The sequence below is a fragment of the Pseudomonas sp. RC10-4-2 genome (genome assembly GCF_050433085.1).
In the GTDB taxonomy this organism is placed as follows: Bacteria; Pseudomonadota; Gammaproteobacteria; order Pseudomonadales; family Pseudomonadaceae; genus Pseudomonas; species Pseudomonas aeruginosa.
Map to the genome: position 1 here is coordinate 572,309 of NZ_JBNPXX010000001.1, position 24,726 is coordinate 597,034.

The 24,726-nt window shown below is 66.0% G+C and carries 17 protein-coding genes; 14 read left to right on the top strand and 3 right to left on the bottom strand.

Annotated features, from left to right (window positions below):
• Window positions 1-102: 102 nt before the first annotated feature.
• Window positions 103-1,938, bottom strand: coding sequence for a cation:proton antiporter (locus tag FHW81_RS02755; protein ID WP_003100653.1), 1,836 nt, complete (start codon window positions 1,936-1,938; stop codon window positions 103-105).
• A gap of 214 nt (window positions 1,939-2,152) precedes the next feature.
• On the opposite strand from FHW81_RS02755, the gene xerD reads away from it, so the two are divergent.
• The 4 genes from xerD to thrC all read left to right on the top strand — a co-directional run bounded on the left by xerD (window position 2,153) and on the right by thrC (window position 6,884).
• The gene (gene xerD, locus FHW81_RS02760; protein ID WP_003092629.1) at window positions 2,153-3,049 is read left to right on the top strand and encodes a site-specific tyrosine recombinase XerD; all 897 of its coding nucleotides are present in this window, start codon (window positions 2,153-2,155) and stop codon (window positions 3,047-3,049) included.
• A 126-nt stretch (window positions 3,050-3,175) separates the two neighbouring features.
• Window positions 3,176-3,904 (top strand): bifunctional protein-disulfide isomerase/oxidoreductase DsbC, encoded by a 729-nt coding sequence (gene dsbC / locus FHW81_RS02765; RefSeq protein WP_003092626.1) that lies wholly within the window; start codon window positions 3,176-3,178, stop codon window positions 3,902-3,904.
• 213 nt (window positions 3,905-4,117) lie between these two features.
• Window positions 4,118-5,422 carry a homoserine dehydrogenase gene (locus FHW81_RS02770; RefSeq protein WP_003109642.1) on the top strand — a complete coding sequence of 435 codons (1,305 nt, stop codon included), beginning with the start codon at window positions 4,118-4,120 and terminating at the stop codon, window positions 5,420-5,422.
• Window positions 5,423-5,474: 52 nt separating this feature from the next.
• Complete coding sequence (gene thrC / locus FHW81_RS02775) at window positions 5,475-6,884, top strand: threonine synthase (protein ID WP_003092622.1); 1,410 nt, start codon at window positions 5,475-5,477, stop codon at window positions 6,882-6,884.
• A gap of 53 nt (window positions 6,885-6,937) precedes the next feature.
• Here the strand turns inward: thrC and FHW81_RS02780 are convergent, their stop codons facing one another.
• The gene (locus FHW81_RS02780) at window positions 6,938-8,143 is read right to left on the bottom strand and encodes an adenylate cyclase (RefSeq protein WP_076938858.1); all 1,206 of its coding nucleotides are present in this window, start codon (window positions 8,141-8,143) and stop codon (window positions 6,938-6,940) included.
• Between the two features lie 112 nt (window positions 8,144-8,255).
• Between FHW81_RS02780 and FHW81_RS02785 the strand changes: the two genes are divergently transcribed.
• A complete protein-coding gene (locus FHW81_RS02785) occupies window positions 8,256-8,540 on the top strand; it encodes a DUF3509 domain-containing protein (protein ID WP_003092618.1) in 285 nt (94 codons plus the stop codon).
• A gap of 184 nt (window positions 8,541-8,724) precedes the next feature.
• Here the strand turns inward: FHW81_RS02785 and FHW81_RS02790 are convergent, their stop codons facing one another.
• Complete coding sequence (locus tag FHW81_RS02790; RefSeq protein WP_004351428.1) at window positions 8,725-9,954, bottom strand: CaiB/BaiF CoA transferase family protein; 1,230 nt, start codon at window positions 9,952-9,954, stop codon at window positions 8,725-8,727.
• A 304-nt stretch (window positions 9,955-10,258) separates the two neighbouring features.
• Between FHW81_RS02790 and FHW81_RS02795 the strand changes: the two genes are divergently transcribed.
• The 9 genes from FHW81_RS02795 (at window position 10,259) to lasB (ending at window position 24,677) form a co-directional block, all read left to right on the top strand.
• Window positions 10,259-10,879, top strand: coding sequence for a YjfI family protein (locus FHW81_RS02795; protein WP_003092612.1), 621 nt, complete (start codon window positions 10,259-10,261; stop codon window positions 10,877-10,879).
• A 14-nt stretch (window positions 10,880-10,893) separates the two neighbouring features.
• Complete coding sequence (locus tag FHW81_RS02800) at window positions 10,894-11,589, top strand: PspA/IM30 family protein (protein WP_003092609.1); 696 nt, start codon at window positions 10,894-10,896, stop codon at window positions 11,587-11,589.
• A 55-nt stretch (window positions 11,590-11,644) separates the two neighbouring features.
• Window positions 11,645-12,286, top strand: coding sequence for a hypothetical protein (locus FHW81_RS02805; RefSeq protein WP_003100672.1), 642 nt, complete (start codon window positions 11,645-11,647; stop codon window positions 12,284-12,286).
• A gap of 35 nt (window positions 12,287-12,321) precedes the next feature.
• A complete protein-coding gene (locus tag FHW81_RS02810; RefSeq protein ID WP_003113833.1) occupies window positions 12,322-14,388 on the top strand; it encodes a flotillin family protein in 2,067 nt (688 codons plus the stop codon).
• 149 nt (window positions 14,389-14,537) lie between these two features.
• Window positions 14,538-19,778, top strand: a complete 5,241-nt coding sequence (locus tag FHW81_RS02815) for a DNA repair ATPase (protein WP_106120613.1) — start codon at window positions 14,538-14,540, stop codon at window positions 19,776-19,778.
• An 18-nt stretch (window positions 19,779-19,796) separates the two neighbouring features.
• Window positions 19,797-20,489: a phospholipase D-like domain-containing protein gene (locus FHW81_RS02820; protein WP_003100680.1), complete on the top strand. Its 693-nt coding sequence runs from the start codon at window positions 19,797-19,799 to the stop codon at window positions 20,487-20,489.
• Between the two features lie 106 nt (window positions 20,490-20,595).
• On the top strand, window positions 20,596-21,135 hold the full coding sequence (locus FHW81_RS02825) for a YaeQ family protein (RefSeq protein WP_003092594.1): 540 nt from the start codon (window positions 20,596-20,598) through the stop codon (window positions 21,133-21,135).
• Window positions 21,136-21,178: 43 nt separating this feature from the next.
• The gene (gene recJ, locus FHW81_RS02830) at window positions 21,179-22,894 is read left to right on the top strand and encodes a single-stranded-DNA-specific exonuclease RecJ (RefSeq protein WP_003100681.1); all 1,716 of its coding nucleotides are present in this window, start codon (window positions 21,179-21,181) and stop codon (window positions 22,892-22,894) included.
• A gap of 286 nt (window positions 22,895-23,180) precedes the next feature.
• Window positions 23,181-24,677 (top strand): M4 family elastase LasB, encoded by a 1,497-nt coding sequence (lasB, locus tag FHW81_RS02835; RefSeq protein WP_003113835.1) that lies wholly within the window; start codon window positions 23,181-23,183, stop codon window positions 24,675-24,677.
• Window positions 24,678-24,726 lie beyond the last annotated feature (49 nt).

Here is a 24,726-nt window from a genome sequence, read left to right on the forward strand (position 1 = left end):
AAAAAGAGGATGATGGCTAGATGCAATCATCCTCTTCGTGGGCTTCGTTTGTCACCCAACCTTGGATAGGGTGACGACGGTCTTTCGTCGGTTCGTTGAAGTCTAGTCGGCGATTTCCGTGGCCTGCGACTTGCTGACTGACGGTTCCGCGTCGATCAGCGACAGCAGCGTCCAGCCGGTGCCCGGCGCCAGCGTGGACTGTGGCGTGGCGACGTGCATCCTGCCGTTCGGATCGCGGGCGAACAGCAGGATCGCGGACTCGCCGTGCAGCGCCTGGTAGTCGTTCCAGCCGAAGGTGTCGGTGAGCAGGGTGGTGCGGATTTCGGCGCCGCGCGACAGCAGGCTGGCGAACTGCGCGTAGGTCAGCGGTCGCTGGCCAAGTGGGCGGCCACGGTGTTCGTCGCTGGAGCGGTGCTTGTCGGTACGCTTGGCTTCCTGGCTGGTCGGCAGGCCGAACAGCTGGCGATGGCCGAACTCGTGGCGGAAGCGCATGGCCGCCAGGGTATTCAGCTCGCCGGCTGGAGAAACCCCCAGCAAGTGCCCGATGCCGACCAGGTCGAGGTGGGCTTCGGCGTGCTGCGAGGTGGGATTGCCGAAATAGGTGGGCAGGTTGTCCATGCGGGCGGCGCGGATGTTTTCCCAGCTCGAATCAGTCAGCAGCACGCGGCTGCCGAGGCTCTTCAGGGCTTTGCCGATGGCGCGCCCGACCGGATTGGCGCCGACGATCAGGTAGCCGCTGGGCGAGGGCTCGGCGACCTTCAGCAGGCGCGCCAGGGGGCGGGCGGTGGCGCTTTGCAGGACCACCGTGCCGATGATCACCAGAAAGGTCAGCGGCACCAGCAGCGCCGCCTGGGCATGGCCTTCGGCGCTCAGGCGGATGGCGAAGATCGCCGAGACCGCCGCGGCGACGATCCCGCGCGGGGCGATCCAGCTGAGCAGGGCGCGCTCGCGCCAGCTCAGCGGCGAACCCCAGGTCGACAGCGCCACGTTCAGCGGCCGGGCGACGAACTGGATCAGCAGCAGCACCAGCAGCGCCGCCGGGCCCAGGCCGAGCAGGGCATTGATGTCCAGGCGCGCGGCCAGGAGGATGAACAGGCCGGAAATCAGCAGGACGCTGAGGTTTTCCTTGAAGTGCAGGATCTGCCGTACGTCGACGCCCTTCATGTTGGCCAGGCCCATGCCCATCAGGGTGACGGCGAGCAGTCCGGATTCGTGCATCACCCGGTTCGAGGCGATGAATACGCCCAGCACCGCGGCCAGCGTCGCCAGGTTGTGCAGGTAGTCCGGCAGCCAGTGGCGGCGCAGGACGATGCCCAGCGCCCAGCCGCCGAGGATGCCGAACAGGCTGCCGCAGAGGATCACCCCGCCGAAGGTCTGCAGGCTGTGCAGCCAGCCGTCGCCTTCGCCGCTGGAGATGATGAAGCTGTACACCACTACCGCCAGCAGGGCGCCGATGGGATCGATGACGATGCCTTCCCAGCGCAGGATGTTCGCCACCGCGGCCTTGGGCCGGACCACCCGCAGCATCGGGACGATCACCGTGGGCCCGGTGACCAGGGTCAGGGTGCCGAACAGCAGGGCCATTTCCCAGCTGAAGTCGAGCAGGTAGTGGGCGGCCAGGGCGATCACGCCCCAGGTCGAGAGCGCGCCGATGGTCACCATCCGGTGCACCACGGTGCCGATTTCCTTCCATTCGCTGAAATGCAGGGTCAGGCTGCCCTCGAAGAGGATCAGCGCCACCGCCAGGGATACCAGCGGGAACAGCAGGGGGCCGAACATCTCGTCCGGATCGAGCCAGCCGAGCAGGGGGCCGGCGACGATCCCGGACAGCAGCAGGAAAAGAATGGCTGGCAGGCGCAGGCGCCAGGCCAGCCATTGACTGAGCAGGGCGGCGGCACCGATGCCACCGAGGGCGAGCAGGATAGCGTTCTGGTCCATCGAGGATTCCTTGTCAGCGTCGCTCCGCTCGTCCTGAGCCGGGGCGAACCATCGAGCCACATGGCTCCGCTTTTTCCCGCGGGCACGGGAAGCCGGCCGACCTCCTGTCGACCGGCCTGACTAACCATTACGTGGCGATGACGGCCAACGCTCGCGATAGCGCCCAGGCTATGAAAGACTAGCCGCGCTTTCATTTGGTTCGCAGCCTTCATCCATGAGTACCCTCGAACATCCCCTGATCGACCGTTTCCTCGATGCCCTGTGGCTGGAAAAAGGCCTTGCCGACAACACCCGCGAGGCTTATCGCAACGACCTCCAGCAGTTCAACGCCTGGCTCGATGGCCGCGGGCTGCGCCTGGAGGGCATCGGCCGCGACGCCATCCTCGATCACCTGGCCTGGCGCCTGGAACAGGGCTACAAGGCCCGCTCGACCGCGCGCTTCCTCTCCGGCCTGCGTGGCTTCTATCGCTATTGCCTGCGCGACGGCCTGATCGCCGAGGATCCCACCTTGCAGGTGGACCTGCCGCAACTGGGCAAGCCGTTGCCGAAATCCCTCTCCGAAGCGGACGTCGAGGCATTGCTGGCGGCGCCGGAAGTCGACGACCCGCTGGGCCTGCGCGATCGCACCATGCTCGAAGTGCTGTATGCCTGCGGCCTGCGGGTCAGCGAACTGGTCGGCCTGACCCTGGAGCAGGTCAACCTGCGCCAGGGCGTGGTCAAGGTATTCGGCAAGGGCAGCAAGGAGCGCCTGGTGCCGCTCGGCGAGGAAGCCATCGGCTGGCTCGAACGCTACCTGCGCGAGGCCCGCGGCGACCTGCTCGGCGGGCGGCCCAGCGACGTGCTGTTCCCCAGCCTGCGCGGCGAACAGATGACCCGCCAGACCTTCTGGCATCGCATCAAGCATCACGCGCAGGTGGCGGCGATCGGCACGTCGATTTCGCCGCACACCCTGCGCCACGCCTTCGCCACCCACCTGCTCAACCATGGCGCCGACCTGCGGGTGGTGCAGATGCTGCTCGGCCACAGCGACCTGTCGACCACCCAGATCTATACCCATATCGCCCGGGCCCGCCTCCAGGATCTGCACGCACGCCACCACCCGCGAGGCTGACGCTTTGTCCGAAAAATCCGTACCTACCCGAAAAGAGGCGCTTTCGTAGCGTTCTGCGACAAGCGTCGGGCCCGTCGGGATAGTGGTCTATGGTAGGCTTCGCCGACCGCACGACAGGAGTGACACATGCGCGTGACCCGTTTTCTGGCTGCTGCCGCCCTCGGCCTGATGAGTACCCTGGCCCTGGCAGACAATGCCGATCAGAACATCCGCAAGACCCTGCAGGCCCTGCAACCGGACCTGCCCATCGACTCCATCGCCAGCAGCCCGCTGCAGGGGCTCTACCAGGTGCAGCTGAAGGGCGGCCGGGTGCTCTACGCCAGCGCCGACGGCCAGTTCGTCATGCAGGGCTACCTCTACCAGGTGAAGGACGGCAAGCCGGTCAACCTGACCGAGAAGGCCGAGAGCCAGGCGATCGCCAAGGCGATCAACGGCGTGCCCGCCAGCGAGATGGTGGTGTATCCGGCCAAGGGCCAGGCCAAGGCGCACATCACGGTGTTCACCGATACCACCTGCCCGTACTGCCAGAAGCTGCATGCCGAGGTGCCGGACCTGACCGAGCAGGGGATCGAGGTGCGCTACATGGCGTTCCCGCGCCAGGGGCCGCAGTCGGCGGGCGACAAGCAACTGCAGGCGGTCTGGTGTGCGAAGGAGCCGACCAAGGCGATGGACGCCATGATGAACGGCAAGGAGATCAAGTCTTCCGAGTGCAAGAACCCGGTCGACAAGCAGTTCCAGATGGGCCAGATGGTCGGGGTGCAGGGAACGCCGGCGATCGTCCTTGCCAATGGCCAGTTGCTCCCCGGCTACCAGCCGGCCAAGCAGTTGGCCAAGCTGGCGCTGGAGGCCAAATAGCGCCGGGTCTGCCGAACAATTGACTAATAAAGAGCCGCTTCGTAATGTGCGGCTCTTTTGTTTTCATCATTGGCGATTTCCGCCGCCCGCTGGCGGAATCCATCGCCAGGATGTGTCGTGGCCCGTACAGTGGTCGCGTCAACCTCGATTCGATCGGGGAACCATAGCAGGCCGGCGCGTCCGGCCGTCGTAGGTGAGATGGGGAGTTCCAGCGTGAAACCGGTCAAAGTAGGCATCTGTGGGTTGGGGACCGTCGGTGGCGGTACCTTCAATGTACTCGAACGCAACGCCGAGGAGATTGCCCGCCGTGCCGGGCGCGGTATCGAGGTTGCGCAGATCGCCGCCCGCCGGCCGAACCCGAAGTGCGATACCGGTGCGACCCCCATCACCGCCGATATCTTCGACGTAGCGTGCAATCCCGAGATCGACGTGGTCGTCGAGTTGATCGGCGGCTACACCCTGGCCCACGAGCTGGTGCTCAAGGCCATCGAGAACGGCAAGCACGTGGTCACCGCGAACAAGGCGCTGATCGCCGTGCACGGCAACGAGATCTTCGCCAAGGCCCGCGAGAAGGGCGTGATCGTCGCCTTCGAGGCCGCTGTCGCCGGCGGCATCCCGGTGATCAAGGCGATCCGCGAGGGGCTGTCGGCCAACCGCATCAACTGGCTGGCCGGGATCATCAACGGTACCGGCAACTTCATCCTCAGCGAAATGCGCGAGAAGGGCCGTACCTTCCCCGACGTGCTCGCCGAGGCCCAGGCCCTGGGCTATGCCGAGGCCGACCCGACCTTCGACGTGGAAGGCATCGACGCCGCCCACAAGCTGACCATCCTCGCCTCGATCGCCTTCGGCATTCCGCTGCAGTTCGACAAGGCCTACACCGAAGGCATCTCGAAGCTGACCAGCGCTGACGTCAACTACGCCGACGCCCTCGGCTATCGCATCAAGCACCTGGGCGTGGCGCGTCGCACCGAGAGCGGCTTCGAGCTGCGCGTGCACCCGACTCTGATTCCCTCGGATCGCCTGATCGCCAACGTCAACGGCGTGATGAACGCGGTGATGGTCAACGGCGACGCCGTCGGCTCGACCCTCTACTACGGCGCCGGTGCCGGCATGGAGCCGACCGCTTCCTCGGTGGTGGCCGACCTCGTCGACGTGGTCCGCGCCATGACCTCCGATCCGGAGAACCGCGTACCGCACCTGGCGTTCCAGCCGGACGCGCTGTCCGACCACCCGATCCTGCCGATCGAAGCCTGCGAAAGCGCCTACTACCTGCGCATCCAGGCCAAGGACCACCCGGGCGTACTGGCCCAGGTGGCCACCATCCTGTCCGAGCGCGGCATCAACATCGAATCGATCATGCAGAAGGAGGCCGAGGAACAGGACGGCCTGGTGCCGATGATCCTGGTTACCCACCGGGTCATCGAACAACGCATCAACGATGCCATCGCCGCCCTGGAAGCGCTGGAAGGCGTGTCCGGGCCGGTGGTCCGTATCCGTGTCGAACAACTGAATTGATCGAACGCCGGGCGCCGCTCGCGGGCCCGCGTCAACAGCGAAGGTTTTGAACATGCGTTACATCAGCACCCGCGGCCAAGCGCCCGCCCTGAACTTCGAAGATGTCCTCCTCGCCGGCCTGGCCAGCGACGGCGGCCTCTACGTCCCGGAAAACCTGCCACGCTTCACCCTCGAGGAGATCGCCTCCTGGGTCGGCCTGCCCTACCACGAGCTGGCCTTCCGGGTGATGCGCCCGTTCGTCGCCGGCAGCATCGCCGATGCCGACTTCAAGAAGATCCTCGAGGAAACCTATGGCGTCTTCGCCCATGACGCAGTGGCGCCGCTGCGCCAGTTGAACGGCAACGAATGGGTGCTGGAGCTGTTCCACGGCCCGACCCTGGCCTTCAAGGATTTCGCCCTGCAACTGCTCGGCCGCCTGCTCGACCATGTGCTGGCCAAGCGCGGCGAGCGCGTGGTGATCATGGGGGCCACCTCCGGCGATACCGGCTCCGCGGCCATCGAAGGCTGCCGCCGTTGCGACAACGTCGACATCTTCATCATGCACCCGCACAACCGCGTGTCCGAGGTGCAGCGCCGGCAGATGACCACCATCCTCGGCGACAACATCCACAACATCGCCATCGAAGGCAACTTCGACGACTGCCAGGAGATGGTCAAGGCCAGCTTCGCCGACCAGGGCTTCCTCAAGGGTACCCGCCTGGTAGCGGTGAACTCGATCAACTGGGCGCGGATCATGGCCCAGATCGTCTACTACTTCCATGCCGCGCTGCAGCTCGGCGCGCCGCATCGCTCGGTGGCGTTCTCGGTGCCGACCGGCAACTTCGGCGACATCTTCGCCGGCTACCTGGCGCGCAACATGGGCCTGCCGGTCAGCCAGCTGATCGTCGCGACCAACCGCAACGACATCCTGCACCGCTTCATGAGCGGTAATCGCTACGACAAGGACACCCTGCATCCCTCGCTGTCGCCGTCGATGGATATCATGGTCTCGTCCAACTTCGAACGCCTGCTGTTCGACCTGCACGGCCGCAACGGCAAGGCCGTCGCCGAACTGCTGGATGCCTTCAAGGCCAGCGGCAAGCTGTCGGTGGAAGACCAGCGCTGGACCGAGGCGCGCAAGCTGTTCGACTCCCTGGCGGTCAGCGACGAGCAGACCTGCGAGACCATCGCCGAGGTATACCGCTCCTGTGGCGAGTTGCTCGACCCGCACACCGCCATTGGCGTGCGTGCCGCCCGCGAATGCCGGCGCAGCCTGAGCGTGCCGATGGTGACCCTGGGCACTGCGCATCCGGTCAAGTTCCCCGAAGCGGTGGAGAAGGCCGGCATCGGCCAGGCGCCGGCGCTGCCTGCGCACCTCGCCGACCTGTTCGAGCGCGAGGAGCGCTGCACCGTATTGCCGAACGAGCTGGCCAAGGTACAGGCCTTCGTCAGCCAGCACGGCAATCGCGGCAAGCCGCTCTGAGCCTGTCGTGAAAGGAAGAAGCCCGCCTTGATGGCGGGCTTTTTCATGTCTTCTCAAAGGGCAGCGGCGAGTTTGTTGCGCGAGGGGCGGAGCAGCCTCAGTGGATCGTTGAACTGGATGTCGCTGGCCAGCTTGTAGTAGCGCCCGACGAAATAGTCGCGGGCCTGGGCATCGTTCTTTCCCTGGTACAGCACCCAGGCGACGCTGATGCCGGCGAACTCGTTGTACTCGATCTGTCGCAGCGGGCTGAAGTGGGTCGCCGTGGTGGCCGTGGCGCCCCAGGCGGGCACGTCGCGGATCAACGGGCCCTGCCAGAGGATCGGCCAACTGAGCGGCGGCACGACCACATCGGCCAGTCCGGTCAGCAGCAGGGTCGGGGTCTTTACCGTGGAACCGATGGCCAGGGGGCCTGGCTCGATCGGCAGGGCGCCGACCAGCTTCAACCGTGGCTCGATGAGTTGCAGGGCTTGTGCAGAGAGGCTGGCGCTCTGCAGTGTGGCCTGGCCGCCGGCGGAGTGCCCGGCGACCAGCGTCCGGGAAAAGTCGGCCCGGCCATGCAGGGCCGAGGCCGGGTCCCTGTCCAGTTTCGCGACCTCAAGGATGCCGAGGGCGTGCATCAGCGGGAAGGAATTGATGAAGTCGGAGGAGATCACCACGATGAAGCCGTGGCTGGCCCACAGTTTCATCAGTTCGTGATAGTTGCCGGCGTTGGAAAGTATGCCGCCGACGAAAGTGATGACCGGAAGCTTGGCGTCGGACGCGGCGATGTCCGCCGGATAGTAGACGCTGGTACTGATCGGGCTGGCGAAGCCATAGGGGAAAGCCTCGTTGCAGCGGATCGAGCCGTCCAGCAGGACGATCCTGGCGATGGTCCCGACGAAGCCACGACAATCGGCGAGCACGGCGGTGCTGGCGATCTCGGTGTCGGCGACCGGACGCGCGTACTGGTCGTTGGCCAGGCCGACGGCGCCGAACAGCAGCGAGCCCTGTGCCGTGCCGGCGGCGAATGCCAGCGCGAGGATGAAGGCGCGCCAGGCGCCGCGGGGGGATGCGAAGGCAGTCATGATATCCTCGCTGTTCGATGCGCAGGGGGAAGTCTCGTTGTTACTGCCTGACGGACGCGCCGGATACTGCAATTTCAAGCAGGTGAAGGCGTTGCGCGAGGGTGGGATGGTTGGAGTTTTTCCCGGTGCTTCCCTTATAGCGGGCTGATCGTTGCGTTGGCCTGGTTCGGCTCGAATGGCTATTTGCGCCGGCACGTGGCCTTTCGCCAGATGCTGCCGTTAGTCCGGTAAATGCTTGCATCGACGAACCCTATTCGCGTTTTTTCGGTCTTTGACGAGTCTTATTCGTCGAAACAGGAGACCTGATTTGGACAGCCTGAAGCAACGACTGGCCGATGCCTTCGCTCCCCATCCCTTCACCCTCAGCCAGCCCCGGCCCGATGGCGGACGGGTGGTCACGCTGGTCGATCCGCAGGGGGAAACCCTGTTGCAGCGGGTCATCGCCAAGGTGCAGTTGAACGACGAAAGCTATCTCGAGGATGCCGTGCAGACCATTCGCCGGGAATTGCAGGTGCTGGTCGGGCGGATGGAGGAAGACGTGCTGGCGACCTTCCGCGAGCGGGATCACGTGCTGCTGTATTCGTCGCGCTAGCACCGTCTCGTTCGAGGGCGCGTTGCGCATCGGGCGGTCAGGCCGAAGGCGCGCGCCGGTGCAGCGGCTCTTGCCGGATGGCGCCATGCTCGTGGAAGCGTGCGGATAACCCCCTCTCCCTGGCTGGATAGGGGAGAGGGGCCGCCCTGTCCGCGGAGCACCGATGAAGGGCTCCGCGTACCGTTCAGATGGCGCCTTCCCGGCGCAGGGCGGCGATGCCCTCGCTGTCGTAGCCCAGCTCGGCGAGCAGGGCATCGGTATGCTCGCCCAGTTCCGGGCCTACCCAATCCGCCGAGCCTGGCGTGGCGGACAGCTTGGGCACGATGCCAGGCATGCGGAATGGCTTGCCGTCCGGCAAGCGTGCCGAGAGGAACATCTCGCGGGCAAGGAATTGCGGATCGCGGAACATGTCTTCGGCGGAGTAGATGCGGCTGGCCGGGACTTCGGCTCGCGCCAGCACCGCCAGCACTTCCTCCAGGGACTGCGAGGCGACCCAGCGGTCGATAACCCCATAGAGTTCGTCGCGGCGCGCATCGCGCCCGTCGTTGCTGGCCAGTTGCGGGTCGCTGGCCAGGTCGTCGCGGCCGATGGCCTGCATGAAGCGGCGGAAGATCGCGTCGCCGTTGGCGCCGATCTGTACGTGGCGGCCATCGGCGCTGGTGTGGATGGAGGAGGGGGTGATGCCCGGCATGATGTTGCCGGTGCGCTCGCGGATGAAACCGAACACGTCGAATTCCGGAACCATGCTTTCCATCATGGCGAAGATCGCCTCGTAGAGGGCGACGTCGACCATCTGTCCCTCGCCGCCGTTGACCTCGCGGTGTCGCAGCGCCATCAGCGCGCCGATCACGCCCCACAGGGCGGCGATCGAGTCGCCGATGGAAATCCCGGTGCGAACCGGCGGGCGGTCCTCGAAGCCGGTAATGTAGCGCAGTCCGCCCATCGACTCGCCGACCGCGCCGAAGCCCGGCTGGTCCTTGTAGGGGCCGGTCTGGCCGAAGCCCGACAGGCGCACCATCACCAGGCGCGGGTTCAGCGCGTGGAGGACATCCCAGCCCAGGCCGAGCTTTTCCAGTACGCCGGGGCGGAAGTTCTCGATCAGGATGTCGGCATCGCCGAGCAGGCGTTTCAGGATCGCCTGGCCTTCGGCGTGCTTGAGATTGAGGGTCAGGGATTTCTTGTTGCGTGCCTGAACGAACCACCACAGCGAGGTGCCTTCGTAGAGCTTGCGCCACTTGCGCAGTGGATCGCCGCCGTCGGGCGACTCGATCTTGATCACTTCGGCGCCGAACTCGGCGCAGATCCGCGAGGCGAAAGGGCCGGCGATCAGGGTGCCGAGCTCGACCACCTTCAGGCCGGCCAGCGGTTTGGGCGAATGTTCCATGCGGTGTCCGTCAGGCTGCAGTGTGCGCATAGCCTAGAGCATTTGCCGGCGGTGCGGGCGGGTGCCGCGGTAGGGTGAGACGTTTCCCGTTTTTTCCCGATATGCCCGGCGGTCCTTCAATTCCTTTTGCATAGAGGGTTTAATGCGGGAGTCGATACAGGATGTAGCGCGCCAGACACCGAGCCAGGGAGGCCCCTCGTGCCATTTCTTTCTCTCTTTCCTCCCCGTGTTTCTTTTCCATGCTCCGGCCGGCCCGGCGTAGATATGCGCGTGCGTTGGTTTTTATTACATGTGATCTGTTGAAATCTTACATGTGATCTCGTAGTGTGAGTCCATGCAACGGAAATCATCAGCCCATTATCAGCGTGTCTTTCGCCAGCGCCTGCGCGAGCAGGGCCTGGTGAAGAAGGAAGTCTGGATCTTGCCGGAGAACGCCGCGGCGCTCGCCGGCATCGAGCGGATGCTGCGTCGCCCGGCTGCCGGAGCGGCTCATTTGGAGAAGGAGGAAGACATGACGGAAGCCCGGGTATGGAACGCTCGCTCGCTGGCCGAGGCCCTGAGCGGCACCGAGCTGTTCAGCAGCGGCGAGGCCCAGATCGAGCTGATCGAGGGGGCGGAAGCGAGTCTCTATGTGATCATGCGCGAATACGGCGACCTGCCGGTGTTCGTCGCGCCCCAGGGCGAGCAGATCATCGTCGAGGCGCTGCTCTGGCCGGAAAGCGACGTTACCGACGCGACCGCCTTCAACGAAGAGGTCCTGCTCAGCCGGCAACTGTTCCCGCTGTCGAGCATCGGCCTGCTCAACCTGCCGGGCGAGGAGCGCTGCTACAGCATGTTCGGCGCGTTGAGCACGACTTCGTCGCTGGCCAGCGTGCTGCACGAAATCGAAACCCTGGCCGGCAACGTGATCCGCGCCACGGAAGTCTACGCCGGCTACCTGAAAGCCCGGGCCTGAGGGAGGACACCATCATGACGGTATGGAGCAAGCTGCTGAGCGCCCTGCGCGGCGGAGCCAACGAGGTTGGCGAGGCGATCGTCGACAGCCAGGCGCTGCGCATCCTCGACCAGGAGATCCGCGACGCCGACGTCGAACTGCGCAAGTCGCGGGAAGCGCTGGCCTCGATCATGGCCCGCCACCGCCTGGCCCAGGAGCGCGTCGAGAAGGGCGCGGCCCAGGTCGCCGAGTACGAGCAATACGCGATCAAGGCACTGGAGGCCGGCAACGAGGAGCTGGCCCGGGAGGTCGCGGAGAAGATCGCGACCCTGGAGAACCAGCTCGAGGGCGAGCGTGCCCAGGTCGCGGAATTCGCCGCCAGCGTAGCCCAGTTGCGCAAGTCGGTGAGCCAGGCCGAGGGCAACATCCGCCAGCTCAAGCAACAGGTGGATACGGTCAAGGCCACCGAGAGCGTGCAGAAGGCGCAGATGGCCGTTGCCCAGCGCTACGGCAACTCGAAGAGCAAGCTGCAGACCGCGGTGGACTCCCTGGAGCGGATCAAGCAGCGCCAGGCCGAACGCGCGGCGACCATGGATGCCGCGGCCGAACTGGCCAGCGCGGCGGCGCCGGACGATGCGCTGGACGCCAAGCTGCGCGCGGCTGGGATCAAGGCCTCGGGTAACAGCGTGGATGGCGTGCTGGCGCGCCTGAAGGAAAAGGGCAAGGCCTGATAGGCCCGCGGCTCGGCGAAGGCGTCCGGGCCCGTTTTTCAGGGATAGAGCGACAATGGAAGGTTTCCTGCAGACGGCGCTGTCGTTCCCGACCGTGCTGTTCAGCTTTCTTCTGATCCTAGCGATCATCTACTGGGGCATCGTCGCCCTGGGCATGGTCGAGATCGATGTGCTCGATCTCGACGCCGAGTCGGTCGTCGATGGCGCCGGCCAGGCCGAAGGCCTCGCCGCGCTGCTGGCGAAGCTGAAACTCAACGGCGTACCGGTCACCCTGGTGCTGACCCTGCTGTCCTTCTTCGCCTGGTTCCTCTGCTACTTCGTCCAGCTGTGGCTGCTCAGCGCATTGCCGCTCGGCTGGCTGCGCTACCCGTTGGGCGCCGTGGTGGCGGTGGGCGCGCTGTTCCTGGCGGCGCCGCTGGCGGCCACGCTGTGCCGGCCGTTGCGGCCGCTGTTCCGCAAGCTGGAAAGCACCAGCAGCAAGTCGGTGCTGGGCCAGGTCGCGGTGGTGCGCAGCGGGCGGGTCACCCTGCAACATGGCGAGGCGTTGCTGGAAGACGGCGGCGCCGGGCTGATCCTGAAAGTTCGTGCGGAAGAGAACAAAGGCTTCAAGCGCGGCGATCGCGTCGTGCTGCTGGAGTACCTGGAGGCGGAGCACGCCTATCGGGTCGTTACCGAGGAAGAGTTCCGCGGTATCTGACCCGGGCTCGGTGAGAATCAAGGAGAACTGCTGCTATGGATATGACGTCGCTGATGCCCCTCCTGCTGGGAGTGGGCCTGGTCGTTCTGCTGGTCGTGGGCCTGCTGGCCCTGTTCAAGGCCTTCTACATCAAGGTCCCGCAAGGCACCGCGCTGATCGTCAACGACATGTCGTCGACGCCCAAGGTGCATTTCACCGGTGCGCTGGTCTATCCGGTGATCCACCTGAAGGAGTTCATGCGCATCTCGCTGATCACCCTGGAGGTCGACCGGCGCGGCAAGGACGGCCTGATCTGCCGCGACAACATGCGCGCGGACATCACCGTTGCCTTCTACCTGCGGGTCAACGAGACCCAGGACGACGTGCTCAAGGTGGCCAAGGCCATCGGCGTCGACCGTGCTTCCGACCGTTCGGCGGTGAACGAGCTGTTCAATGCCAAGTTCTCCGAGGCGCTGAAGACCGTCGGCAAGCAGTTCGACTTCGTCCAGCTGTTCGAGAATCGCCAGGACTTCCGTGACCGCATCATCGAGGTGATCGGCAACGACCTGAACGGCTACGTCCTGGAAGACGTCGCCATCGACTACCTGGAGCAGACCGCGAAGAACTCGCTGGACCCGAGCAACATCCTCGATGCCGAGGGCATCCGCAAGATCACCGAGCTGACCGCCACCCAGAACGTCATCACCAACGAACTGGAGCGCAACGAAGAGCTGGCGATCAAGAAGAAGAACGTCGAGACCCGCGAGGCGGCCCTGGCCCTGGAGCGCCAGCAGGCTGACGCCGAGGCCCGGCAGAAGCGCGAGATCGAGACCATCCGTGCCCGCGAGGAAGCGGAAACCGCGCGGGTCAAGGAAGAGGAGCGGCTGAAGGCCGAGCAGGCGCGGATCCAGGCGCAGCAGGAAATCGACGTGCGCACCGAGAACCACCAGCGCGAGGTCGAGGTGGCGCAGCAGAACCGCCAGCGCGCGGTGGTCATCGAGGTGGAGAAGGTCACCCGCGCCAAGGACCTGGAGATCGTCGCCCGCGAGCGTGAGGTGGAGCTGCAGAAGATCGAGAAGGAAAAGGCGCTGGAAGAGCAGCGCAAGAACATCGCCAATGTGATTCGCGAGCGCGTCGCGGTGGAAAAGACCGTGGCCCAGGAGGAGGAGCGGATCAAGGAGGTGCGCGAGGTTTCCGAGGCCGAGCGGGTCAAGCAGGTGATCCTGCTGCAGGCCCAGGCGGAAGCCGAGCAGGAGCTGGTACGCCAGGTCAAGCAGGCGGAAGCCGACGAGGCCCGCTCCAAGCACAAGGCGGTGGAAATCAACACCATGGCGCAGGCCGAGCTGGAAGCGGCGTCGAAGCAGGCCGAGGCGAAGAAGCGTCTGGCCGAGGGCATCGAGGCCGAGCGCGCAGCGCCGGGCCTGGCCGATGCGCGGGTGCTGGAAGTCACCGCTGCGGCTAAGGAAAAGGATGGCTTGGCAGCGGCGCGGGTACGTGCCGAACAACTGATCGCCGAAGCCAGGGGCGACGAGGAGCGCGGCCTGGCCGACGCCCGGGTGCTCGAGGCGCAGGCCGCAGCCAAGGAGAAGGACGGCCTGGCCGAAGCCAAGGTGCTGGCCGAGAAGCTCGGCGCCCAGGCGCGCGGCGAGGAGCAGCTCGGCGCGGCCAAGGCCAAGGCCACCAAGGACCAGGGCAGCGCGGAAGCGGAAGTACTGCTGCAGCGCCTGAATGCCGAGGCCGAGGGGCTTGGCAAGAAGTTCGGCGCCCTGGATGCCCTCAGCGACAGCGCTCGCCAGCACGAAGAGTTCCGCATGCAGCTGGAGAAGAGCTTCGAGGAGGCCATGGCGGCCATCGCCGCGAACAAGGACATCGCCAAGGACCAGGCCGAGGTGCTCGCCACCGCGCTGGGCAAGGCGAACATCGAGATCGTCGGCGGCGAGGGCGACTTCTTCAACTCCTTCGCCAAGTCGCTGTCGGTGGGCAAGGCCATCGAAGGTGTGGTCGGCAAGAGCCCGGTGGTGCAGGACGTTCTCGCCCGCCTGCTCAACGGCCGTGGCGCAGCCGCTGCGGTGATGCCGGAACGCAAGAGCGGCCACGAGAACGAGCCGGCGGCGGAAGTCTGAGTCGACCCGCAGCCTCCTCCGCCAACTGCGGAGGCGTTCCGCCCGCGCCCTGAGCGGCGCAGCCCCTGGCGTGGCCTGTTGGCTGCGCCCGGGGCAGGCCGCTCGGGCCGGTTTCCATCGATGACCGCCGTAGACCCAGGAAGACCAGGATGTCGGACACTCAAGCCGCAACTCCCGCGCAGGACGTATTGGACAAGGCCGTTGCCGAGGGCGGCGCCTACGAGGTGCTGCACAAGCGCCTGCTGGAGCAGGGCCAGCGCCTGCGGCAGACCGCCGAAAGGCTCAACGCCAGTCGCCTGGAGGAGTTCGGCGACAGCCAGATGGATGTGATCGGCCGGGTCCGCATCCGTACCGAGAACAACTGCATCGCCCGCGATATCGTCCAGGTCGGCGATTGCCTGCTGTTCGGCTACAACGTGTTCATCGGCCTGCGCAAGGAAACCGGCGTGGCCGACGTGTTCTCCCTCTACCGCCTGGTGGAGGGCAGCGAAGGCTACGAGGCGGAGCCTGTGCCACTGGGGGACAGCTTTCTCGCCGCGCCGGGCTTCGTCAACGACTTCAACGAGCTTTACACCTACTACAAGAACACCCGCCTGCTGCAACTGGCGATCCGCGACGGCAAGCTGCTGGCCAGCTTCCAGATCGGCGAGCGGATCACCGACATCCGCGTGTTCCGCTGGTCGATCTCCAGCGACGGCAGCGAAGTCCGCTACATCGACAACCGCGGCGAGCGCGACATCGCCTTGCCGGCACCGTTCGACTTCGAATGGCAGCGGGCTACCCGCGAGATGGTGGTGGAGGGCCGCTTCCCGCACCTGAACATCCTCGACACCCTGTTCGTCGAGACCATTGGCGGCGACCTGACCATCAAGGTCGAGAACAACACCGAGGTCGGCCTGGGCATCTATCGCGAAGAGGTGATGGACAAGACCCAGTCGCTGGACGACGCGCAGGTTGAGTTCGCCCGCCTCGGCAGCCTGCTGCTGCTCAAGGTCCTGCCCTATCGCGAGGAGCAGTGGCGCTACCTGGTGTTCAACAGCCTGACCGGCAAGGTCGAGCGCATCGACGCCATCGGCCTGGCCTGCATCCAGTTGCCGGAGGACCACGGGATCATCTTCCCCGGCGGCTACTACCTGCAGAACGGCGAGTACCGCACCTTCGAGCAATCCATGGAAGGCATGCGCTTCAAGCGCTCGGTACGCTCGCCCAACGGCGAGGACGTGCAGTACGTTTTCTACCATCCCGAGCAGGGGCGGAACGTGCTGCTCACCTACAACCTGATCAACCGCCAGTTGCAGAATCCGCTGTTCGGCCACGGCTACGCGCGCCTGGAGGACGGGCGCATGGTGATCTTCGCCGCCGAAGGCGAGGAACCGACCCGCATCCATCCGATGCAGGTCTGGCAGACGCCGTTCTGCACCGAGGAGTACGCGGCCCGCCAACCGGCGCGTAGCGGTTTTCTCGGGCGGATCGGCAATGCCGAGCTGGTGCGCGGCGTCTCCGACCTCTACGACTTGTGCCGGGAGATCGAGACCCCGGCGGTTTCGATCCAGCGCTACTCGCTGCTGTGCCAGAACACCCAGCGCCTGTTCGACGTCTACCACTGGCTCGGCAGCGACCAACTGGACGGCTTGGCGCCGCTGTTGCGCGAAGTGGCGGCGACCGCCGAGCTGGTGCTCGACGAGTACGAGAAGGTCGAAAGTATCCGCCGCCAGTCGGCCCAGGCGATGGTCGACGCGGAGGAGCGGCACAAGGCGCTCCTCTCCGGCTTGCTGCCCGACGGCTGGGACCGGGTGCAGCAGTTCGTCGACGGGCTCAACGGCATCACCGCCCAGCGTGGGTTGCTGCTGACCATCCGCGAGTACCGCTACATCGACGTGGCGCGACTCGACGCCATGGAGGCCGAACTGCTCGCGGCCCACGAGCGGGTGGCCGCCGCCACCGCGACCTTCCTCGCCAGCGAACAGGCCCTGCAGCCCTTGCTGGAGCGCCTGCAGAGCCTCGATGGCGAGGCGCAGAAAGCCGAGACCGTGGCCCAGCTCGGCGAGCCGCTGGCGGCCCTGGAGGCGATGGCCGGCGACCTCGACATGCTGTCCTCGCTGATGGCTTCGCTGCGCATCGACGACGCGACCCAGCGGACCCGCATCATCGAGTCGATCTCGGAGATCTACGCCCGCCTGAACCAGGCCAAGGCGCGCGCCGAGCAGCGGCGCAAGGGACTCGGTTCGAGCGAGACCGTGGCCCAGTTCGGCGCCCAGTTCAAACTGTTCGGCCAGGGCATCACCAACGCCCTGGCCCAGGCCCAGGACCCCGAGCGCTGCGACGAGCAACTGTCGCGCCTGCTGGTGCAACTGGAGGAACTGGAAAGCCAGTTCGGCGACCATGAGCAGTTCCTCGGCGACATCCTGGCCAAGCGCGAGGAGCTGCTGGAAACCTTCGAAGCGCACAAGCAGACCCTGCTCGACGAGCGCCAGCGCAAGGCCCAGGGACTGCTCGACGCCGCCCGGCGAATTCTCGACAGCCTGCAACGACGCACCGCGCGCTTCACCCAGGCGGAGGAACTGAACGCGTTCTTCGCCGCCGACCCGCTGATCCTCAAGTTGCGCGAACTGGCCGAACGTCTTCGCGAATTGAAGGACAGCGTCAAGGCCGACGACGTCGAGGCGCGCCTGAAGGCCGCGCGCGACCAGGCGGTCCGCGCATTGCGCGACAAGAGCGAGCTGTTCGAGGAGGGCGGCGACGTCATCCGCCTGGGCCCGCGCCACCGCTTCAGCGTCAACACCCAGGAACTCGACCTGACCCTGATGCCGCGCGGCGACGCGCTGTACCTGCACCTGACCGGCACCGATTTCCTCGAACCGCTGCAGGACCCGCGGCTCGATGAGTTGCGCGAGTTCTGGCAGGTGAACCTGGAATCCGAATCGGAGACGCTGTACCGCGCCGAATATCTCGCCGGCGAAGTGCTCGCCGCCGCCGACGCGGGCCGCGATGGCTTCAGCCTGGAGCGCTTGCAGGCGCTGCTGGCGCAGCCGGACGAGCTGGCGCGGGCGATCCGCGATTTCGCCGCACCGCGCTACAAGGAGGGCTACGAGAAAGGCATTCACGACCACGATGCGGCGGCGATCCTGGTTCGCCTGCTGCCGTTGCGCGAGAGCGCCGGACTGCTACGCTACGCACCCTCGGCGCGGGCCTTCGCCAGCCTGTTCTGGAGCCGCCGGCGCGAGGAGCGGGAAGTCGCCGGCTGGCCCGAGCGGGCACGCAGCAGCCGCAGCATCCAGCAGATGTTCGGTCGTGACGACGGCCTGCTCGCCCTTCGCGGCGAAGTGGCCGCGGCGATGCGTGCGCTGCTCGCCGAACAGCCCATCGCGCTGGACCCGCAGCATATCGACGAGGCGGCCGAGTACCTGGTCTGGGAATTGTCCGCCGAGCGTCCCGAATTCACCTTCAGCAAATATGCCCGGCAATTGCAGGAAGGACTCAAGCTGCGCCTGCAAGGCGCGCGTCTATGGGACGACTACCGGCAGACCCTGGAGCGTCTCGGCGAGCGGCCCGCCGCCCAGTGGGAACTGGCCGGCAACTGGCTGCGCGGACTATGTGGCGACGCCGAGTTCCAGCCGCTGGCGGCCTACCTGGACGAGGCGGTGGCGCTCTCGTTGCTGGACGAGGAGATGCCACGACGGATCACCGAGGTCGACCTGCGCTTCCAGGTCGACGGCCTGATGGGCGAGCATCCGCGCATCTTCGAACGCGGCCTGGCGCTGGCGGTGGACGACTTCTTCGGCCGCCTGCGTCGCCATCGCCAGCAATTCCTGCCGGGGCTGCGGCGCTACCAGGCGCTGCGCCAGGAGATCGTCGAACGCGAGCGCGAGGCATTGCGCCTGGCCGAGTTCAAGCCGCGACCGCTGTCCTCGTTCGTTCGCAACAAGCTGATCAATGACGTCTACCTGGGTGTCATCGGCGACAACCTGGCCAAGCAGATGGGGACGGTGGGCGAGAACAAGCGCACCGACCTGATGGGCCTGCTGATGCTGATCTCCCCGCCAGGCTACGGCAAGACCACCCTGATGGAGTACGTGGCGCATCGCCTGGGGCTGATCTTCATGAAGATCAACGGTCCTGCCCTCGGCCACGAGGTGCGCTCGCTCGACCCCGGGCAGGCGCCGGACGCGACTTCGCGGCAGGAACTGGAGAAGCTCAACCTGGCGCTGGAGATGGGCAACAACGTGATGCTCTATGTCGACGACATCCAGCACACCCATCCGGAGTTCCTGCAGAAGTTCATCTCCCTCTGCGACGGCACGCGCCGGGTGGAAGGGGTGTGGAAGGGCCGGACCAAGACCTACGACATGCGTGGGCGGAAGTTCTGCGTGGTGATGGCGGGCAACCCCTACACCGAGTCCGGCGACGTCTTCCGCATTCCCGACATGCTCGCCAACCGCGCCGACATCTACAACCTCGGCGACACCCTCAGCGGCATGCAGGAGGCGTTCTCCCTCAGCTACATCGAGAACGCCCTGACCTCCAACCCGGTTCTCGCGCCGCTGGCCACCCGCGACATGGCCGACGTCTATCGCTTCGTCGCCAAGGCCGAGGGCAAGCCGTTCTCCAGCAACGAGCTGGCCCACGGCTACAGCGGTGCCGAGATCAACGAGATCAGCAGCACCCTGCAACGCCTCATGCAGGTGCGCGACGTGGTGCTCAAGGTCAACCAGCAGTACATCGCCAGCGCCGCCCAGGCCGACCAGTACCGCAGCGAGCCGCCGTTCAAGCTGCAGGGCAGCTACCGCAACATGAACAAGATGGCGGAGAAGATCTCCGCGGTGATGAACGATGCCGAGCTGCTGCAACTGATCGCCGACCACTACCAGGGCGAGTCGCAACTGCTGACCACCGGAGCCGAGGAGAACCTGCTGAAGCTCGCCGAACTGCGCGGCAACCAGAGCCCCGAGCAGGCCGAGCGCTGGGCGCAGATCAAGCGTGACTTCCTGCGCAACAAGTCCATGGGCGGCAGCGACGCCGACGTCGGCGGACGGCTGGTTGCGCAGCTCAACGACCTTGTGGAAAGCGTCCGTGGCCTGGCTCGCGAACCCCAGCCGGTACAACCGGCGCCCTGGGACGAGTTGTTGGCTGGATTGCGCCAGCTCGGCCAGGGTGCGCCGGCGCTGAATGTCGAGGTGACGGCGCCTGCGCAGCCGGGCGTGCAGCAGGTGCTGGAGAGCCTTGCCGCCTGCCTGCAGGACAGTTTCCTGCCGCTGATCAAGGTGATGGACCGCAAGATCGACGTCGACCTGCGCACGCACAACCGCATCAACGAGATATCCAGCCGCCTCGACGAACTGGGCCGGTTGCTGGGCGGCGAGCAGAGGCCGCTGGAGAACGATCAACCCTGAGGACACGAGGAGCGGGAAATGGACTTCGACGGATTGGACCGCCAGCTGCGCGACAGCCTGGCCGATCTGAAGCTGAGCAACGAGGAGCGGGACGAACTGCGCCAACTGGGCAGCGAGCTGGCACCCGACCAGGTGCGTTTCCTGCGCAACCGTGCCTTCGACCTGGTGCGTGAGCTGGTCCTCCTGGAGGAGCAGGGCGAACGGATAGCCGCCCTGAAGTGGCTGGAGCAGGTGGTGCGCACCCTGGAGGTTACCGCGGCGCCGCCGCGCAGCCGCGCCAGCGCCTATTTCAGTCCCGGCGAGGAGTGTCGGCGGAAGATCCGCGAACTGTGCCGGCAGGCCAGGCAGAGCCTGGACATCTGCGTGTTCACCATCTCCGACGACCAGCTCAGTGCGGAAATCCTGGCCTGCCATCGGCGCGGCGTTCCGGTGCGGATCATCAGCGACGATGACAAGCAGTTCGACGAAGGCAGCGACATCCATGCGCTGCGCGAGGCCGGCGTACCGCTGCGAATCGACGACAGTCCCTTCCACATGCACCACAAGTTCGCCCTGGTGGATGGCGCCTGGCTGCTCAACGGCAGTTTCAACTGGACCCGCAGCGCCAGCGTCAACAACGAAGAGAACCTGCTGGTAACCGACGACGCCGTGCTGATCGGCGCCTATCGGCGAGAGTTCGAGGAACTCTGGGGCCGCTACGCCCCGCGCTGAGCGGCAGCGACGCGAGAAAGGCAGGGCAGGCGGTCGGCCGGCGGACCGCACGCGGGCGGGTTTCAGGTTAGACTTGCGCCCTTTCGCTTCCCACGCCGGTATTCCCATGGCCCTGCAATCCACGCCCTATAAAGCCGATATTTCCCTCACCGACCTGGACCGCGGGGTCTACGAGACGTTGCGCCTGACCGTGGCCCGGCACCCCTCCGAGACCGAGGAGCGCCTGGCCGTGCGCTTGCTGGCCTACGTGCTCTGGTACGGCGAGCAGATCGCCTTCGGGCGTGGCCTGTCGGACGTGGACGAACCGGCGCTCTGGGAAAAGAGCCTGGACGGCCGGGTCCTGCACTGGATCGAAGTCGGCCAGCCGGACGCCGAGCGCATCACTTGGTGCTCGCGTCGCTGCGAGCGCTTCAGCCTGCTCGCCTATGGCAACCTGCGGGTCTGGCAGACCAAGGTGCTGGACAGTGTGCGCAGCCTGAAGAACATCAACGTCGCGGCAGTGCCCCAGGAACCCCTGGAGAGCCTGTCCCGCGACCTGCCGCGTTCGATCAACTGGACCGTGATGATCAGCGAGGGCACCCTGTTCGTCACCGACGAGAACGGCCAGCACGAGTTGCAGCTGGAGTGGCTGCAGGGCGAGCGTTGATCGCCGCCGCCGTTTCCTTCCGTCGAGCCGAACGAGTGACCTGATGCGTATCGAACCCCGCCCCCTGCCCGAAACCCTGCCCGATCTCGGCGACCTTCCGCCATTGCTGGCGCGCCTGTACGCGGCTCGTGGCGTGCGTTGCGCCGAGGAGCTGGACAAGGGCCTGGCGCGGCTGATTCCCTACCAGCGGCTGAAAGGCATCGAGGAGGGCGTGGCGCTGCTGGTGGACGCCCTGGAGGGCGGCCAGCGGATTCTCATCGTCGGCGACTTCGACGCCGACGGCGCCACCGCCAGCAGCGTCGGCGTGCTGGCCCTGCGCATGCTCGGCGCGGCCTGGGTCGATTACCTGGTGCCGAACCGCTTCGAGTACGGCTACGGCCTGACCCCGGAGATCGTCGGCGTGGCCCTGGAGAAGCGTCCCGACCTGCTGGTGACGGTGGACAACGGCATCTCCAGCGTGGACGGCGTCCAGGCGGCGAAAGCCGCGGGGCTCAAGGTGCTGGTCACCGACCACCACCTGCCTGGCCCGGAACTGCCGGCGGCGGATGCGATCATCAACCCCAACCAGCCGGGCTGCGAATTCCCCAGCAAGGCCATGGCCGGGGTCGGGGTGATCTTCTATGTGATGCTGGCGTTGCGGGCGCGCCTGCGCGAGCTGGACTGGTTCGCCCGGCGCGGGCTGAAGGAACCGAACCTCGCCGAGCTGCTCGACCTGGTGGCGCTGGGCAGCGTCGCCGATGTGGTGCCGCTCGATGCCAACAACCGCATCCTGGTCCACCAGGGCCTCGCGCGCATCCGCGCCGGCCGCGCCCGGCCGGGCTTGCGCGCGCTGCTGGAGGTGGCCGGGCGGCCTCCGGTACGGATCACCTCCACCGACCTGGGTTTCATCCTCGGTCCGCGCCTGAACGCGGCGGGTCGGCTCGACGACATGTCCCTCGGCATCGAATGCCTGCTCTGCGACGACGAAGCGCTGGCCCGCGACATGGCGGTGCAGCTCGACCAGTTGAACCAGGACCGCAAGGCCATCGAGCAGGGTATGCAGCGCGAGGCGCTGGCGCAGCTCAAGGAGCTGAGCCTGGAGCAACTGCCGTTCGGCTTGTGCCTGTTCGACGCCGACTGGCACCAGGGCGTGATCGGAATCCTCGCCTCGCGCCTGAAGGAGCGCTACCACCGGCCGACCATCGCCTTCGCCGATGCCGGCGACGGCAGCCTGAAAGGCTCGGCACGGTCGATTCCCGGCTTCCACATCCGCGACGCGCTGGACGCGGTAGCCGCCCGTCATCCCGGGCTGATCAGCAAGTTCGGCGGCCACGCGATGGCTGCCGGACTATCGTTGCCGCAGGAAAACTTCGGCGCTTTCTCCGCCGCCTTCGATGCCGAAGTACGCCGCCAACTGGCCGAGGAGGACCTGGCCGGGCGCCTGCTCTCCGATGGCCAGTTGAGCATCCAGGAGTTCCACCTGGAGCTGGCGCGCGCGTTGCGCCAGGCCGGTCCCTGGGGCCAGCACTTTCCCGAGCCGATGTTCCACGGGGTGTTCCAGCTGGTGCAGCAGCGGATCGTCGGCGAGCGTCACCTGAAGCTGGTGCTGAAAAGCGAATGCGGCTCGCTGCAACTGGATGGCATTGCCTTCAACATCGACCGCGAGCAGTGGCCCAACCCTACCGTGCGCTGGGCCGAGCTGGCCTACAAGCTCGACGTCAACGAATTCCGCGGCCAGGAAAGCGTGCAACTGATGATCGTCCACATGGCCCCTCGCTGAGCGCGTCCCGGAGCTGGGGGCAACCTAGCTGCCACCTGCTTTTCTGCTAGCTATTCCAGCGAAAACATACAGATTTCCGGCGAAATCAAGGCTACCTGCCAGTTCTGGCAGGTTTGGCCGCGGGTTCTTTTTGGTACACGAAAGCACCGTCGAAAACGGGACCGAGCCAGGGGAGTGCAGTTCCTTCTACCCGAAGGACTGATACGGCTGTTCCGATCAGCCCACAAGGCGGCGGTAAGCGTCGGCCGAGTACTTCGGCCTGAAAAAACCAGGAGAACTGAACAAGATGAAGAAGGTTTCTACGCTTGACCTGTTGTTCGTTGCGATCATGGGTGTTTCGCCGGCCGCTTTTGCCGCCGACCTGATCGACGTGTCCAAACTCCCCAGCAAGGCTGCCCAGGGCGCGCCCGGCCCGGTCACCTTGCAAGCCGCGGTCGGCGCTGGCGGTGCCGACGAACTGAAAGCGATCCGCAGCACGACCCTGCCCAACGGCAAGCAGGTCACCCGCTACGAGCAATTCCACAACGGCGTACGGGTGGTCGGCGAAGCCATCACCGAAGTCAAGGGTCCCGGCAAGAGCGTGGCGGCGCAGCGCAGCGGCCATTTCGTCGCCAACATCGCTGCCGACCTGCCGGGCAGCACCACCGCGGCGGTATCCGCCGAGCAGGTGCTGGCCCAGGCCAAGAGCCTGAAGGCCCAGGGCCGCAAGACCGAGAATGACAAAGTGGAACTGGTGATCCGCCTGGGCGAGAACAACATCGCCCAACTGGTCTACAACGTCTCCTACCTGATTCCCGGCGAGGGACTGTCGCGGCCGCATTTCGTCATCGACGCCAAGACCGGCGAAGTGCTCGATCAGTGGGAAGGCCTGGCCCACGCCGAGGCGGGCGGCCCCGGCGGCAACCAGAAGATCGGCAAGTACACCTACGGTAGCGACTACGGTCCGCTGATCGTCAACGACCGCTGCGAGATGGACGACGGCAACGTCATCACCGTCGACATGAACAGCAGCACCGACGACAGCAAGACCACGCCGTTCCGCTTCGCCTGCCCGACCAACACCTACAAGCAGGTCAACGGCGCCTATTCGCCGCTGAACGACGCGCATTTCTTCGGCGGCGTGGTGTTCAAACTGTACCGGGACTGGTTCGGCACCAGCCCGCTGACCCACAAGCTGTACATGAAGGTGCACTACGGGCGCAGCGTGGAGAACGCCTACTGGGACGGCACGGCGATGCTCTTCGGCGACGGCGCCACCATGTTCTATCCGCTGGTGTCGCTGGACGTGGCGGCCCACGAGGTCAGCCACGGCTTCACCGAGCAGAACTCCGGGCTGATCTACCGCGGGCAATCAGGCGGAATGAACGAAGCGTTCTCCGACATGGCCGGCGAGGCAGCCGAGTTCTATATGCGCGGCAAGAACGACTTCCTGATCGGCTACGACATCAAGAAGGGCAGCGGTGCGCTGCGCTACATGGACCAGCCCAGCCGCGACGGGCGATCCATCGACAACGCGTCGCAGTACTACAACGGCATCGACGTGCACCACTCCAGCGGCGTGTACAACCGTGCGTTCTACCTGTTGGCCAATTCGCCGGGCTGGGATACCCGCAAGGCCTTCGAGGTGTTCGTCGACGCCAACCGCTACTACTGGACCGCCACCAGCAACTACAACAGCGGCGCCTGCGGGGTGATTCGCTCGGCGCAGAACCGCAACTACTCGGCGGCTGACGTCACCCGGGCGTTCAGCACCGTCGGCGTGACCTGCCCGAGCGCGTTGTAAGCTCGGTGGTCCCGGCCGGCACTCCAGGAAGGAATGCCGGTCGGGGTCG

Excerpts from the sequence above, each read along its gene's own strand:
- dsbC (WP_003092626.1), top strand. The coding sequence starts at position 3,176 with ATGCGCGTGACCCGTTTTCTGGCTGCTGCCGCCCTCGGCCTGATGAGT.
- FHW81_RS02810 (WP_003113833.1), top strand. The coding sequence starts at position 12,322 with ATGGATATGACGTCGCTGATGCCCCTCCTGCTGGGAGTGGGCCTGGTC.
- FHW81_RS02820 (WP_003100680.1), top strand. The coding sequence starts at position 19,797 with ATGGACTTCGACGGATTGGACCGCCAGCTGCGCGACAGCCTGGCCGAT.
- FHW81_RS02805 (WP_003100672.1), top strand. The coding sequence starts at position 11,645 with ATGGAAGGTTTCCTGCAGACGGCGCTGTCGTTCCCGACCGTGCTGTTC.
- FHW81_RS02815 (WP_106120613.1), top strand. The coding sequence starts at position 14,538 with ATGTCGGACACTCAAGCCGCAACTCCCGCGCAGGACGTATTGGACAAG.
- FHW81_RS02800 (WP_003092609.1), top strand. The coding sequence starts at position 10,894 with ATGACGGTATGGAGCAAGCTGCTGAGCGCCCTGCGCGGCGGAGCCAAC.
- thrC (WP_003092622.1), top strand. The coding sequence starts at position 5,475 with ATGCGTTACATCAGCACCCGCGGCCAAGCGCCCGCCCTGAACTTCGAA.
- xerD (WP_003092629.1), top strand. The coding sequence starts at position 2,153 with ATGAGTACCCTCGAACATCCCCTGATCGACCGTTTCCTCGATGCCCTG.
- FHW81_RS02825 (WP_003092594.1), top strand. The coding sequence starts at position 20,596 with ATGGCCCTGCAATCCACGCCCTATAAAGCCGATATTTCCCTCACCGAC.
- FHW81_RS02755 (WP_003100653.1), bottom strand. The coding sequence starts at position 1,938 with ATGGACCAGAACGCTATCCTGCTCGCCCTCGGTGGCATCGGTGCCGCC.
- FHW81_RS02795 (WP_003092612.1), top strand. The coding sequence starts at position 10,259 with ATGCAACGGAAATCATCAGCCCATTATCAGCGTGTCTTTCGCCAGCGC.
- FHW81_RS02790 (WP_004351428.1), bottom strand. The coding sequence starts at position 9,954 with ATGCGCACACTGCAGCCTGACGGACACCGCATGGAACATTCGCCCAAA.
- recJ (WP_003100681.1), top strand. The coding sequence starts at position 21,179 with ATGCGTATCGAACCCCGCCCCCTGCCCGAAACCCTGCCCGATCTCGGC.
- lasB (WP_003113835.1), top strand. The coding sequence starts at position 23,181 with ATGAAGAAGGTTTCTACGCTTGACCTGTTGTTCGTTGCGATCATGGGT.